This is a genomic window from Telmatospirillum sp. J64-1 (genome assembly GCF_006980715.1).
Lineage (GTDB): Bacteria > Pseudomonadota > Alphaproteobacteria > Rhodospirillales > Magnetospirillaceae > Oleiliquidispirillum > Oleiliquidispirillum nitrogeniifigens.
Genome location: NZ_SBHN01000014.1, coordinates 57,756 through 71,852, shown reverse-complemented (window position 1 = coordinate 71,852; position 14,097 = coordinate 57,756). Strand labels below are relative to the sequence as shown.

The 14,097-nt window shown below is 65.0% G+C and carries 11 protein-coding genes; 2 read left to right on the top strand and 9 right to left on the bottom strand.

Annotation, left to right across the window (positions count from 1 at the left end; translation table 11 throughout):
- Nucleotides 1-47: 47 nt before the first annotated feature.
- Both typA and EPD66_RS14190 read left to right on the top strand, forming a co-directional pair.
- Nucleotides 48-1,868: a translational GTPase TypA gene (typA, locus tag EPD66_RS14195; RefSeq protein WP_142849169.1), complete on the top strand. Its 1,821-nt coding sequence runs from the start codon at nt 48-50 to the stop codon at nt 1,866-1,868.
- A gap of 163 nt (nt 1,869-2,031) precedes the next feature.
- Nucleotides 2,032-3,390, top strand: a complete 1,359-nt coding sequence (locus tag EPD66_RS14190) for an MFS transporter (protein ID WP_142849168.1) — start codon at nt 2,032-2,034, stop codon at nt 3,388-3,390.
- A gap of 24 nt (nt 3,391-3,414) precedes the next feature.
- On the opposite strand, the gene EPD66_RS14185 is transcribed toward EPD66_RS14190, so the two are convergent.
- From EPD66_RS14185 to EPD66_RS14145, 9 genes are all read right to left on the bottom strand, one after another.
- Nucleotides 3,415-4,002, bottom strand: a complete 588-nt coding sequence (locus EPD66_RS14185) for a malonic semialdehyde reductase (RefSeq protein ID WP_142849167.1) — start codon at nt 4,000-4,002, stop codon at nt 3,415-3,417.
- 5 nt (nt 4,003-4,007) lie between these two features.
- On the bottom strand, nt 4,008-5,018 hold the full coding sequence (locus tag EPD66_RS14180; RefSeq protein ID WP_142849166.1) for a glucosaminidase domain-containing protein: 1,011 nt from the start codon (nt 5,016-5,018) through the stop codon (nt 4,008-4,010).
- 320 nt (nt 5,019-5,338) lie between these two features.
- Nucleotides 5,339-5,887 carry a NifU family protein gene (locus tag EPD66_RS14175; protein ID WP_142849165.1) on the bottom strand — a complete coding sequence of 183 codons (549 nt, stop codon included), beginning with the start codon at nt 5,885-5,887 and terminating at the stop codon, nt 5,339-5,341.
- Nucleotides 5,888-5,995: 108 nt separating this feature from the next.
- Nucleotides 5,996-6,478, bottom strand: coding sequence for a universal stress protein (locus tag EPD66_RS14170; RefSeq protein WP_142849164.1), 483 nt, complete (start codon nt 6,476-6,478; stop codon nt 5,996-5,998).
- A 6-nt stretch (nt 6,479-6,484) separates the two neighbouring features.
- Nucleotides 6,485-7,246, bottom strand: coding sequence for a TIGR02186 family protein (locus EPD66_RS14165; RefSeq protein WP_255448499.1), 762 nt, complete (start codon nt 7,244-7,246; stop codon nt 6,485-6,487).
- A 14-nt stretch (nt 7,247-7,260) separates the two neighbouring features.
- Entirely contained in the window at nt 7,261-8,178 is a 918-nt protein-coding gene (locus EPD66_RS14160; protein ID WP_142849163.1) for a sulfite exporter TauE/SafE family protein, read from the bottom strand.
- Nucleotides 8,179-8,468: 290 nt separating this feature from the next.
- Nucleotides 8,469-9,467, bottom strand: a complete 999-nt coding sequence (gene trpS, locus EPD66_RS14155; RefSeq protein WP_142849162.1) for a tryptophan--tRNA ligase — start codon at nt 9,465-9,467, stop codon at nt 8,469-8,471.
- Between the two features lie 61 nt (nt 9,468-9,528).
- Entirely contained in the window at nt 9,529-11,079 is a 1,551-nt protein-coding gene (gene murJ, locus EPD66_RS14150) for a murein biosynthesis integral membrane protein MurJ (protein ID WP_142849161.1), read from the bottom strand.
- 180 nt (nt 11,080-11,259) lie between these two features.
- On the bottom strand, nt 11,260-14,049 hold the full coding sequence (locus EPD66_RS14145) for a [protein-PII] uridylyltransferase (RefSeq protein WP_142849160.1): 2,790 nt from the start codon (nt 14,047-14,049) through the stop codon (nt 11,260-11,262).
- Between the last annotated feature and the right edge of the window lie 48 nt (nt 14,050-14,097).

Below are 14,097 nucleotides of genomic sequence, written 5' to 3'. Positions count from 1 at the left end.
GCCGACGGACGTTCCAATCCTCCCTTTCGAATTCATACAGAGACACCATGGACCTTCGTAACATCGCAATCATCGCGCACGTCGACCACGGCAAGACCACCCTTGTCGACGCCATGCTGCGCCAGAGCGGCACCTTCCGCGAAAACCAGCAGGTCGCCGAGCGCGTCATGGACTCCAATGACCTGGAGCGCGAGCGCGGCATCACCATCCTGGCCAAGTGCACCTCGGTGGACTGGAAGGGAACCCGCATCAACATCGTCGACACCCCCGGCCACGCCGATTTCGGCGGCGAAGTGGAACGCATCCTGTCGATGGTCGATGGCGTGGTGGTGCTGGTGGACGCGGCCGAAGGGCCGATGCCGCAGACCAAGTTCGTCACCGGCAAGGCGCTGGCGCTGGGCCTGCGCCCCATCGTCGTGATCAACAAGGTGGACCGTGGCGACGCCCGTCCCCATGAGGTTCATGACGAGGTCTTCGATCTGTTCGCCGCCTTGGACGCCAATGACGAGCAGCTCGACTTCCCCACCATGTTCGCCGTCGGCCGCGACGGCTGGGCCGATGACAGCCTGGAAGGCCCGCGCAAGGACCTGACGGCGCTGTTCGAGCTGATCATGCGCCATGTGCCGCCGCCGAAGCGCGACGTCGAGGCCCCCTTCTCGATGCTGGCCACCACGCTGGAAGCCGACCCCTATCTGGGCCGCATCCTGACCGGCCGCATCCATACCGGCAAGATCAAGGTCAACCAGGCGATCAAGGCCCTGTCGCGCGAAGGCGAGCTGATCGAGCAGTTCCGCGCCCAGAAGATCCTGGCCTTCCGCGGCGTCGAGCGCGTGGCCCTGGAAGAGGCCGAGGCCGGGGACATCGTCGCCATCTCGGGCATGACCAAGCCGACCGTGGCCGATACCCTCTGCGCCCTGGAAGTGACCGAGCCGCTGAAGGCCCAGCCGATCGACCCGCCGACGCTGGCCATGACCTTCTCGGTCAACGACAGCCCGCTGGCCGGCACCGAGGGCGACAAGGTCACCTCGCGCGTGATCCAGGCCCGCCTGATGCGCGAAACCGAAAGCAATGTCGCCATCCGCGTCCGCATGACCGAGGGCAATGACGCCTTCGAAGTGTCGGGCCGTGGCGAATTGCAGCTGGGCGTGCTGATCGAGACGATGCGCCGCGAGGGCTTCGAGCTGTCGATCTCGCGTCCGCGCGTGCTGTTCAAGACCGACGAGAACGGCCAACGCCTGGAGCCGATCGAGGAAGTCTTCGTCGACGTGGACGAGGAATATTCCGGCGTGGTGGTCGAGAAGATGACCCTGCGCAAGGCTGAACTGACCGGCATGCGTCCCTCGGGCGGCGGCAAGGTGCGCCTGACCTTCCTGGCCCCCTCGCGTGGCCTGATCGGCTATCACGGCGAGTTCCTGACCGACACCCGCGGCACCGGCCTGATGAACCGCATGTTCCACGACTACGCCCCCTACAAGGGCCCGATCGAGGGCCGCCGCAACGGCGTGCTGATCTCGAACGGCACCGGCGAGGCCGTGGCCTACGCCCTGTGGAACCTGGAAGATCGCGGCCCGATGTTCATCCACCCGCAGACCAAGGTCTATGAGGGCATGATCATCGGCGAGCATTCGCGCGGCAACGACCTGGAAGTCAACGTGCTGAAGGGCAAGCAGCTGACCAACGTCCGCGCCTCGGGCAAGGACGAGGCGGTCAAGCTGACCCCGCCGCGCCGCATGAGCCTGGAACAGGCCATCGCCTATATCGAGGATGACGAGCTGGTGGAAGTGACGCCCAAGTCCATCCGCCTGCGCAAGCAGATCCTCGACCCGAACGAGCGCAAGAAGGCTTCCCGCGCCGCCAAGGCGAGCTGAGGAGGCTCCTGTCTCTTCGTCATTCCCGCGAAAGCGGGAATCCATCAAGCCGCAAGATGGACCCCCGCTTTCGCGGGGGTGACGGGTGGGAAGAATCCGCCTTAACGGGATATTGACGGAGAGGGGGTCAGTATGGCCCCCTCTTTTTATTATGAGCCCTGCCATGCAGTCCTGGCGCGATACCCTGGCCGTCTATCTGGACCGGCGCATCCTGGCGGTGCTGGTCCTCGGCTTCTCCAGCGGGCTGCCGGCGCCGCTGATCTTCGGTAATCTGTCGATCTGGCTGCGCGATGTCGGCGTCAGCCGCACCGATATCGGCCTGTTCGCCCTGGTGGCGACGCCCTATGCCATCAACTTCCTGTGGGCGCCGCTGATCGACCGCATGAAGCTGCCCTGGCTGACCAAGCGCTTCGGGCGGCGGCGGGGCTGGATCCTGCTGACCCAGGCGGTGCTGCTGGGGGCGGTGCTGGTGATGAGCCGGACCGATCCGGCAACCGACCTCTTCGTCGTCGCCATGGCCGCTTTGTTCGTCTCCACCGCCTCGGCGACCCAGGATATCGTCATTGACGCCTACCGCATCGACGTGCTGGACCCGCAAAGCTATGGCGCGGGTTCGGCGGCGGCGATCTGGGGCTGGCATCTGGGCGGCACGCTGGTCGGCGGTGCGGGCGGGCTGTATCTCGCCCAAGCCTATGGCTGGAATGTCGCCTATCTGATCCTGGCCTTCGCCGTGCTGATCGGCATGGTCGCCGTGCTGATGAGCCGCGAGCCGCAGGCCCGGCCCTCCGCCGAGACCGTGGCCGCAGAGCGCGAGGCGGTCCAGGCCATCCGCCGCCTGCCCTTCCTGAAAGGCGGCCTGGCCGAGGCCGCCGCCTGGGTCTACGGCGCCGCCGTGGCGCCCTTCCTCGACTTCATGAAGCGGCGCGGCTGGGTGCTGATCCTGCTGTTCATCTTCATCTTCAAGCTGGGCGACGCCCTGCTGGGTCGCATGTCCGGCGTGTTCTACCGCGAGATGGGCTTCGGCCTGACCGAGATCGCCGATGTCTCCAAGGTCTACGGCATGGCGGCCAATGCCGCCGGGGTCGTGCTGGGCGGGCTGCTGGTGGCGCGGCTGGGGTTGATGCGGTCCCTCTTCGCCGCCGGTTTCGCCGCCGCCGTGACCAACCTGACCTATTCCTGGCTGGCGGTGGCCGGCAAGGACATGACGGTCTTCACCCTGGCGGTGGTCTCGGACAACTTCACCGGCGGCTTGGTGACCGTGGCCTTCGTGGCCTATCTGTCCAGCCTGTGCAACGTCGCCTATACCGCCACCCAATACGCCCTGCTGGCCTCGCTGGGCAATCTGGCGCGCATCTGGTTCTCGGCCTCGGCGGGCTACATGGTGGACAGCCTGGACGGCAATTGGTCGCTGTTCTTCATGATGACCGCAATCATCGCCCTGGCCGGGCTGCCGCTGCTGTGGATCATCATGAAGCTGTTCCCCGACAAGCCCTCCCAGGCGCGCCCGGCACCGGCGGAGTAGCCGGGGGAAGGAAGCAAGTCCGCCCTACTCCACCCGGCAGGCTTCGTCGAAGTCCAGGCGCGGATTGCGCGGATGGGAGGTGGGGCCGGCGGGATAGCCGAGAGTGCAGATGAAATTCGACACGATGCGGCCTTCGGGAAAGAAAGTCGCATCGACCTTGTCGTTGTCGAAGCCGCTCATGGGACCGCAGGCCAGGCCGAGGGCGCGGGCGGCGAGCATGAAATAGGCGGCTTGCAGGGTGGAATTGCGAAAGGCGGTGGCGCGGATCACCGCCTCGTTGCCGACGAACCAGGACCGGGCATCGGCCTGCGGGAACAGGCGCGGCAGGTTCTCGTAGAATTCCAGGTCCTGGGCGAAGATGGCGGTGACCGGCGCGGCCATGGTCTTGTCGACATTGCCCGCCGACAGCGCCGGGCGCAGCTTCTCCTTGGCTTCCGGCGAGCGGACGAAGACGATGCGCAAGGGTTGGCAATTGGCGCTGGTCGGCCCCAGCCGGGCCAGGTCCCAGACCGCCTTCAGCACCGCGTCGGTGACAGGCGTGTCGGCGAAGGGGACATGGCTACGCGCCTCGCGGAAGAGGATGTTCCGGCCGGCTTCGTCCAGCTGGGGCATGATGATTACATTCCGGCGACCATGTCGCCCGCGACCAGGGTGGAGCCAAGCGAGGCCATCTCGTAGGCGCGCAGGTCGTTGCTGCGCATGATGGACCTCAGATTGGTTATATAGTCCTCGCCGCGCTCGGAATAAGCCAGCAGCGTGCCCGCCAGGGCATATCCGTCGAGCGGCTGGTCCTTGCTGCGCATGGCGGCGCGCATGCGGCGGAAGTCGTTATAGGCGCGATGGGTGTTCAGGTTGTGGGCATAGCCGCGCACGGCGGTCATCAGATCGTCGAAGGCGCGGATGCGGACGCCGCCGCCCAAGGGCTCCAGCCCGTTTTCCTCTTTCCAGGTGACCTGGCCGAACAGCGCGTTGCCCTCGCGGGCGAAGCGCGAGGTGCCCCAGCCGCTTTCCTCGACCGCCTGGGCCAGGGCCAGCGACGGCGGAATCTCATCGACGCGGCGCAGCAGGACCGGGATCGAGGCGTTCTGCACGCCATAGCGTTCGGCGATGGAGGCCAGCCATGCGCGCTCGCTGGCAGTCAGGGGCAGGCCTTCGTTGCGCCGGGCCTGGAGGTCGAGAAGCCGTTCCCGGTCGGCGGCGATCTCTTCGTTCACCGCCAGGACGAGGGGCAGCAGGATGCGCAGGAAGACTTCCTTGCGCATCTGGATATCGTTCAATCCGTTGAGGTCGTGCGGGACCGCGGACAGGAAGACGCGCGGCACCTCGGCACTGCCCTCGCTCACGGCGTCAAGGCGGTAGCCCATGGTCTCGAAGGCTTCGTGCAGGCGCTCGGCATGGCGCCGGTCGGCCTCGGGCAGATACAGCACATGGGCTTCGGCCTGCGCCGAAAGGGATGCGGCTTCGGGCATGTCGGCCTCGACCATGACCGGCGCGTCCGCCCTTTGGGGGAGCGTGATCTTCGGCGAGATGCCGGACACTCCCAGACTCATCGAGCCCACGACACAGAGGCCGAGGACACCGAGCGAGAGCCGCTCGAACCACCCCTGAGGGGAAGTTCCTTCGTTCATCGTTACGGTTCCTTCAGTTGCCCTATCCACTGGTGTAAAGCACCTAGCAGGCAGCTCAATCAAAACGCCAGACCATAACGAGATGACACATCCCCGACAAGCGAAACAGATGATCGAAAGTGTTAGTCACTCATTCAAATAGATAGTTTGTCACGGAAAAATGTGAAGAATCTTGGCGATTCCGTATATGTGACTTTTTGGTGGCGCGGCTGGATTTGTGCAGGATTCCTGCGGATTTAGAAGCTTTGCGGACAAAAAGAAAACGGGGGCCGATGGCCCCCGTCATAGCACCTAAAGCAAGGTGGTCCCGAACGGCGGATTTAGTCCACCGCCTGCACCGCCACCACTTCCGGAACGTAGTATTTCAGCATGTTCTCGATGCCGTGCTTCAGCGTCGCGGTCGAGCTGGGGCAGCCCGAGCAGGCACCCTGCATATGCAGGTAGACCACGCCGTCCTCGAAGCCGCGGAACAGGATGTCGCCGCCATCCTGGGCAACGGCGGGACGCACGCGGGTATCGAGCAATTCCTTGATTTGGACGACGAGTTCGCTGTCGTCGCCGGCGGAATGGCCGCTGGTGGATTCGCCTTCGATGACGGGCTGGCCGGAGCTGTAATGGTCCATGATGGCCGACAGGATCTGCGGCTTCAGGATCTGCCAGTCCTGCGCGTCGTTCTTGGCGATAGTGATGAAGTCGCCGCCCAGGAACACGCCTTCGACGCCATCCACCTGGAACAGGCGCTTGGCCAGAGGCGAGCGCACGGCCGCTTCGGCATCAGCGAAATCGGCGGTGCCTTGCGTCATCACTTCGCGACCAGGAAGGAACTTCAAGGTGCTCGGATTGGGCGTGGCTTCGGTCTGGATGAACATTGGTCGACTCCCTCGGGTCTGCGGACCTTCCGCAGTGCAATTCCAAGGGTTTAAATGGGGCAACCAAGCGCATTAGTCAAGTATTTTTGCCCGCACCGGCTGTCTTGGTCATCCCAGTTCGCCAATGTCGTCGTCGCTTAACGTACCGGGAACGATGGTGATGGGAATACGCAACTTATTGACATATTTGCCGGTCAGGGCCGAAACCAGGGGACCGGGCCCATCCGGTCCGGTGCCCGCACCCAGCACCAGGATCGAGATGCTGGGCTCCTCCTCGATCAGGGTGAGCAATTCGTCGCGGGTCAGGCCCTCGCGCACATAGAGGATGGGCAATTGCCCCGAGACATCGTTGACCTCGGCGGCCAGGCGCTGGAGCAATTGCTCGGCCTCTTCGCGGGCTTCCTCGCTCATCAATTCGCCGATCATGGCGAAATGCTGGAACTCGGCCGGTTCGATCACCCGCAGCAGGGCCACGCGGCCGCCCGTATTGCGGGCGCGCAGGCAGGCATAGCGCAGGGCGGCCTGCATTTCCTCGGTCTCGTCCACCACCACCAGGAAGGTGCGCCCGCTCGGAGGTCTGGGCTCGGTCATGATGTCTTAGCCTTTCTTGAAAGCCACCGCCGCCAGCCAGCCGGAGGCCACGGCCAGCAGGATGGCGATCAGGCCGTAAGCCGCCGATTGCTGATGTGCGAAGTCGTACACATCGGCGCCCAGGCCGATCTTGCTGATGATCAGCGGCGTGGTCTGGGCGCTGACCACCTGGCCGTCGCGCAGCAGATAGACCTCGACGCTATAGGTTCCCACCGGCACGTTGGCCGGGAAATAGACGGTGCTGCGGAACAGCCGGTTGCCCAGCACATCGATCGGCTGCACCTCGGCGTTGAACAATCCTTCCTTCTGTTTCAGGCGGATCAGCGCGTCGTGATATTCCTGCGGTTCCGCGCCGCTGTCGGTGCGCTCGATGGTGAAATCGAGATTGGCCAGCCCGATCTGGTGGCGCTGCAGCACCGAGGGCGAAGCCACCGTCTCCAGCGGCGCGGTCGAGGCGACGCGGTAGAAGGACGGCACGTTGCCCACCCTGATCTGGCTGCGGGTCACCCAGATGCCGCTGATTCGCGCCAGGCGGCGGACCACCGGTTCGTGGGTGGGGCCGCGCACCACCATGACGATGTCGCCCGGCTCGTCCACCGCGCCGAAAAGCAGGACCTCGGTGCCCGCGAAGCCGGTGGTGATGGGCACCAGATGGCGCGACAGGTCGGCCACCAGGGGTTCCTGCGTCTGCGCCGGTCCCGACATCACCAGACCGAGCCCAACCAGGAGAAGGATGCGGGACAGAAGCCTGTGCAGCGCGTCGAACATTCCCTGTCTCCTCATCATCCCATTCCCAAGGAGAAGAGGTCGTCGGGCGTCAGGATCAACTCGAAGAACAGATTGATGCAAACGCCAAGGACGATCAAGGCCAGCAGGATGCGCAACTGCTCGCCGCGCAGCCGCATTCCGGCGCGGGCGCCGAACTGGGCGCCGACCACCCCGCCGATCAGCAGAAGCAGCGCCAGCACCACGTCGACGGTCTGGTTGACGGTGGCCTGCAGGAAGGTGGTGTTGGCGGTGACGAAGATGATCTGGAACAGCGAGGTCCCGACCACTACCGAAGTCGGCATGCCCAGCAGATAGATCATTGCCGGCACCATCACGAAGCCGCCGCCGACCCCCATGATGGCGGTCAGGATGCCCACCAGCAGGCCGATGCAGAAAGGCAGGATGGCGCTGATATAGAGCTTCGAGCGGCGGAAGCGCATCTTCAGCGGCAGGCCGTGGATCCAGGTATGCTGGTGCAGTTTCCGCCGGGCCCCCCCGGCACCGAGCTTGCGGTCCTTGCGCAGGCGCTGGACGCTTTCGATCAGCATCAGCCCGCCGATGATGCCGAGGAAGATCACATAGGACAGCCGGATCGCCAGGTCGATCTGGCCCAGACCGGCCAGCAGCCGGAACAGGAAGACCCCCAGCGTCGAGCCGACAAGGCCGCCGACCACCAGCAGCAGGCCCATCTTGAGGTCGACATTGCCGCGCCGCCAATGCGCCATCACGCCCGAGACAGAGGAGGCGACGATCTGGTTGGCGCCCGTCCCCACCGCCACGGCGGGCGGAATGCCGATGAAGATCAGCAGGGGCGTCATCAGGAAGCCGCCGCCGACCCCGAACAGCCCCGACATGAATCCGATGGCGCCCCCCATGCCGAGGATGAGGAAGACATTCACCGACATTTCGGCGATGGGAAGATATATCTGCACCGGCCCCTCTTCACGAATGCGGATCAGCAGAGCTGGGGCAGTAGTTGTGGCCCGCCTGTCCGTCTGAGGCAAGAGGGCTTTCGCCGGAGGAGGAAAGGCGGCTTAGGGCGGCGCAGAGCCCCGGCAGACCCTTTCCTTCTCGTCATCCCCGCGAAAGCGGGAATCTCTGGAGGCACAATGCCCTGTATCTAGTGGTCCGGATCTTTCCAAGCCCCAAGATGTCCACCCCGCTTTCGCGGGGGTGACGATCTGGTGCGGAGGGGACCGGCCTCGTCAGCGGCCGGGAGGGCTCAGGGCCGCAGGAAGCCGACGATCTCCTTGATCTCCTGCATGATGGGCGCGGCGATTTCATCGGCGCGTCGGCCGCCCTCGCGCAGGATCGCGTCCACATGGGCCGGGTCGGCCAGCAGGCGCTTCATTTCCTGATTGATCGGCCCCATCACGGAGACGGCAAGATCGGTCAGGGCCTGCTTGAATTCCGAGAAGGTCCTGCCGCCGAACTCGGCCAGCACGTCGGCCTTGCCCTTGTCGGACAGGGCGGCGTAGATGCCGACCAGATTGGCCGCCTCGGGACGGCCCTCCAGGCCTTCGACGGATTCGGGCAGCGGCTCGGGATCGGTCTTGGCCTTGCGGAATTTCAGCGCGATGGCGTCGGCGTCATCGGTCATGTTGATGCGCGAATATTCCGACTCGTCGGACTTGCTCATCTTCTTGGTGCCGTCGCGCAGGGACATGACGCGGGTGGCCGCGCCGAAGATCATCGGCTCGGGCTGGGGGAAGAAGTCGACGCCATAGTCGTTGTTGAACTTCTGGGCGATGTCGCGGGCCAGTTCCAGATGCTGCTTCTGGTCCTCGCCCACCGGCACATGGGTCGCCTTGTAGGCCAGGATGTCAGCGGCCATCAGGTTGGGATAGGCATAGAGGCCGACCGAGGCGTTCTCGCGGTTCTTACCGGCCTTTTCCTTGAACTGGGTCATGCGGTTCAGCCAGCCGATGCGGGCGACGCAATTGAACACCCAGGCCAGTTCGGCATGGGCGCTGACCTGGCTTTGGTTGAAGAGGATGTTCTTCACCGGGTCCACCCCGGCGGCCAGCATGCCCGCGGCGACTTCGCGGGTCTTCTGGCGCAGTTCGGCCGGGTCCTGCCAGACGGTGATGGCGTGCATGTCCACCATGCAGAAGATGCATTGATAGTCGCCCTGCAACCGCACCCAGTTGCGAATCGCCCCCAGATAGTTGCCCAGATGCAGGTTTCCGGAGGGCTGGACGCCTGAGAAGATGCGGTTCATGAAAGCCTCTTTACATGGCATGAATCTAGAAAGGGACGTATCCCACCGTTCTCGGATGCGGTCAAGATTTCGCCCGTCGGCGCAGCATCGCCTTGACCTCGGACAGGCGGGCGGCGCCGGTCAGGATGACGGCCAAGGCATAGACGGCGATGCCCAGGCCGATCAGCAGGGCGACGGCAGGAATCAGCTGGGCCTGTCCTTCCAGGTTGGGCGCCAGGACATGCCAAGCCACCGCCAGGACCCCGCCCATCACCAGCGTGGCGAGCAGGATGCGCGGGATGCGCCCCTTCAGCCGGGAATCCAGGCGGAAGAAATCCTGTCGCCGCAGCAGCCAGGCCAGCACCGCCACGTTGACCCAGGCGGCGATGGCGGTGGACAGCGCCATGCCGACATGCGCCAGCGGCCCCATCAGGATCAGGTTCAGCACCACGTTCACCACCATCGCTAGCCCGGCCACCTTGACGGGCGTCTTGGTGTCCTCGCGGGCGAAGAAGGCCGGTGCCAGCACCTTGACCAGGACATAGGCGGGCAGGCCCAGGGCGAAGGCCTGCAGCGCCGCCGCTGTGGCTATCGTGTCCTCGGGGCCGAAGGCGCCGCGCTCGAACAGCACGCGGATCACCGGCTCGGCGATGGCGACCAGGGCGGCGGCGGAAGGCAGCGTCAGCAGCAGGGCGAATTCCATGCAGCGGTTCTGGCTTTCCCGCGCCGCCGTCAGGTCGCCCGCCCGGATCTGGCGCGACAGCAGCGGCAGCAGCACGGTGCCGATGGCGATGCCGACCACGCCCAGCGGCAGTTGGTTCACCCGGTCGGCGTAATTGAGATAGGAGACCGCCCCGTTGGCGACCAGCGAGGCGATGACGGTATTGATCAGGAGATTGACCTGATAGACCCCCGCCCCCACCGCGCCGGGCACGATGCGTTTCAGCAGCGTCTTGACCTCGGGCGACAGGCGCGGCCAGCGCAGCTTCAAGGGGAATCCCGCGCGGCGCACCGAATGGACCAGCCACAGGAACTGCACCACCCCGGCGGCGAAGGTGCCCCAGGCCATGGCATGGCCTGCGGTCGGTGTATAGGGCACCAGCAGCCACAGCCCGGCCATGGAGGTCAGGTTCAGCAGCACCGGGGTCGCCGCCGGGGCGGCGAAATGGCCCAGCGAATTCAGCACTCCGCTTTGCAGCGACACCAGCGAGATGAACAGCAGATAGGGAAAGGTGATGCGCGACAGCTCGGTCGCCAGCTCCATCTTGCCCGGCACCTGGTCGAAGCCTGGGGCCAGCACATACATGGCCCAGGGCATGATGATCATCATCACGGCGACGAAGAAGGACAGCGCCAGGGCCAGCACGGCGAAGCAATCCTCGGCGAAGCGCTTGGCCGAGGCCTCGCCCTCGGCCTCGTGCTTGCCCGCGAAAAGCGGCACGAAGGCGGCATTGAAGGCGCCTTCGGCGAACAGGCTGCGGAACAGGTTGGGAAAGCGGAAGGCGACGAAGAAGGCATCGGCGACCGCCCCGGCTCCCAGGAAGGCCGCGATCATCATCTCGCGCGCCAGGCCGGTGATGCGGCTCAGGATCGTGAAGCCGCCGACGGTGGCGATAGAACGGAAAAGAGCCATGGGTCAGATATGCTCGGCCTTGGAAGGAAGAAGCGGGAATGCCTGGGCGCGGGTCATCCTTCGAGACGGCCCTTCGGGCCTCCTCAGGATGAGGGCGAAATCTTTGGAAGATTAGCCTCATCTTGAGGAGCCGCGAAGCGGCGTCTCGAAAGGTGGGCGGGCCAAAAGCCCCGCAAGCCCTCATTGCGCTGCTGCCGCCGCTCCGCTGCCGCGCTGGCGTTTGTCGGCGGGATCGGCCAGCGCCGCGAGCAGACCCTCGCGGACCTGGCGCAGCTTGTTCTCGTGCTCGATCTTCATGCCGAAGATGTCCTTCACATAGAAGACGTCGACCACGCGCTCGCCATAGGTCGAGATATGGGCCGAGCCGATCTGCAGGCCCAGCCGGGTCATGGCGGCGGTGACGTCGTGCAGCAGGCCGGGCCGGTCGCGGCCGTTGAGCTCGATGACCGTATGGGTGGTGCTGGCCTTGTTGTCGATCAGCACGCGGGGGCTGACCTTGAAGACATGGGCGCGGGCGGGCAGGCTGGACTTGCGCCCCTCCAGTTCCTTGGCCGGACGCAGCCGCCCGGACAGGGCCCGTTCGATGGTGGTGGACAGCTTGGCCAGGCGCGACGGGCTGTCGAAGGCACCGCCCTCGGCATCCTGGATCAGGAAGGTGTCGAGCGCCATGCCATTGGTCATGGTCACGACCTTGGCATCGACGATGGTGGCGCCGCTGATGGCCATGGCACCGGCGATCTGCGAGAACAGGCCGGGATGGTCGCCGGTATAGATCGTCAGCTCGGTGACGCAGAGGCCCGAATCGACCCGGGTGTCGATGGTCAGCGGCGCGCGATGGCGCTCCGCCTCGTTGATCATCCGGGCATGGCGTTCCAGCGAGTCCGGGTCGAAGCTCATCCAATAGCTGGGATAGCCCCGGGACAGATGTTCCTCGATCTCCTTCGCGTCCCATTTCAGCGCCTCCAGGCGCTGGCGCAGCAGGTTCTGGGCCTTCTCGACCCGGGCCTCGCGCCGGTCGGTGGCCATGCCGCCCGACATCATGTCCTCGGCGCGGTAGTAGAGCTCGCGCAGCAGGCCCGCCTTCCATCCGTTCCACACATTGGGGCCGACGGCGCGGATATCGGCTACCGTCAGGACCAGCAGCAGGCGCAGGCGTTCGGGCGACTGCACCACCTTGACGAAATCGGCGATGGTCTTGGGATCGTCGATGTCGCGCTTGAAGGCGGTGTTGGACATCAGCAGGTGATGGAGCACCAGCCAGGAGACGGTTTCCGTCTCCTCGTCGGTCAGGCCCAGGCGCGGCCCCAGCTTCAGCGCCACCTCGGCGCCCAGTTCGGAATGGTCGCCGCCCCGCCCCTTGGCGATGTCGTGCAGCAGCACCGACAGATAGAGCACCCGGCGCGACAGCACCTTGCCCACCACGTCCGACGCCGCCGGGGCCTCGGAGCGCAACAGCCCTTCCTCGATCTTGTGCAGGATGCCGATGGCGCGGATGGTGTGCTCGTCCACCGTATAGACATGGTACATGTCGTATTGCATCTGCGCCACGACACGGCCGAAATCGGGGATGAAGCGGCCCAGCACGCCCGCCTCGTTCATGTGGCGCAAGGCCACTTCCGGATCCTTGCGCGAGGTCAGCATCTCCATGAACAGGCGGTTGGCTTCCTCGTTCTGGCGCAGGCGGTTGTTGATCTGCTTCAGGGTCTGGGTGACCAGCGACAAAGCGTGGGGGTGAATGTCCAGGTCGTGTTCCAGGGCGGTATGGAACAGCCGGATCAGGGCCACCGGGTCCTTCTTGAACTGGGTATCCTCGGTCACGTTCAGGCGGTTGCCGTCGATGCGGAAACCGTCGATCTGGCTGCGGCGCAGGAATTTCAGGGCCGCGAGGCTGAGCTTGGGCTTGCGCTTCTGCTGTTCCTCCAGCACCGCGCAGAAGATGCGGGTCAGGTCGCCCACATCCTTGGCGATCAGGAAGTAATGCTTCATGAAGCGTTCGACGCCGCGCGTGCCGGCATGGTCGGTATAGTTCATGCGCCGCCCGATCTCGGGCTGGACGTCGAAGGTCAGGCGGTCTTCCGCGCGGCCCGCCAGGTAATGCAGGTGGCACCGCACCGTCCACAGCCAGTCCTGGGCCTTGGCGAAGCGCTGGGCGGCGTCCTGGCTGATGATCCCCTGCTCTACCAGGTCGCCCACCTTGTCGACCTGGTAGAGATATTTCGCCATCCAGTACAAGGTGTGCAGGTCGCGCAGGCCGCCCTTGCCTTCCTTGATGTTGGGTTCCAGCACATAGCGGGAATCGGTCAGCTTCTCATGCCGGGCGTCGCGCTCGGCCAGCTTGGCCTCGACGAAATCGACGCCGCTGCCGGCGATCACCTCGTCCCGGAAGCGGCGGCGCAATTCGGTATAGAGTGCCTTGTCGCCCCATAGATAGCGGGATTCCAGCAAGGCGGTGCGGATGGTCAGGTCGCTGCGGGCTTGCCGGATGCATTCGTCCACCGAGCGCGTCGAATGCCCCACCTTCAGCCCCATGTCCCACATCATGTAGAGCATGTATTCGACGATCTGTTCCGAATAGGGCGTGCGCTTGTAGGGCAGCAGGAACAGAAGGTCGATGTCGGAGAACGGCGCCATCTCGGCGCGTCCGTAGCCGCCGACGGCGACGATCGACAGGAACTCGCCTGTGGTCTTGACCCCCTGGTGGAATTCGTGTTCGACCGCGAAGTCGTGGATGATGCGCACCAGTTGGTCGATCAGGAAGCAATGCTCGCGCACGCTTTGCGAGCCGGTGCCGTGCTGGTCTTCGAAGCGGCGGCGGATCTCGGCGAAACCGCCGGTATGGGCTTCTTTCAGGATGTCGAGGATGCTGCCGCGCCGCTTGTGCTTGGGCACATCCTGGGCCGCCACCTCGTTCAGCTTCCGGATGACCGCCAGGCGATCGATGATGGCGCGCTGCTTGCGGATATGGCCCATGAATGCTCCCCAGACTAAAGTCTGGGCATTATATGAAACTGCCTCCGT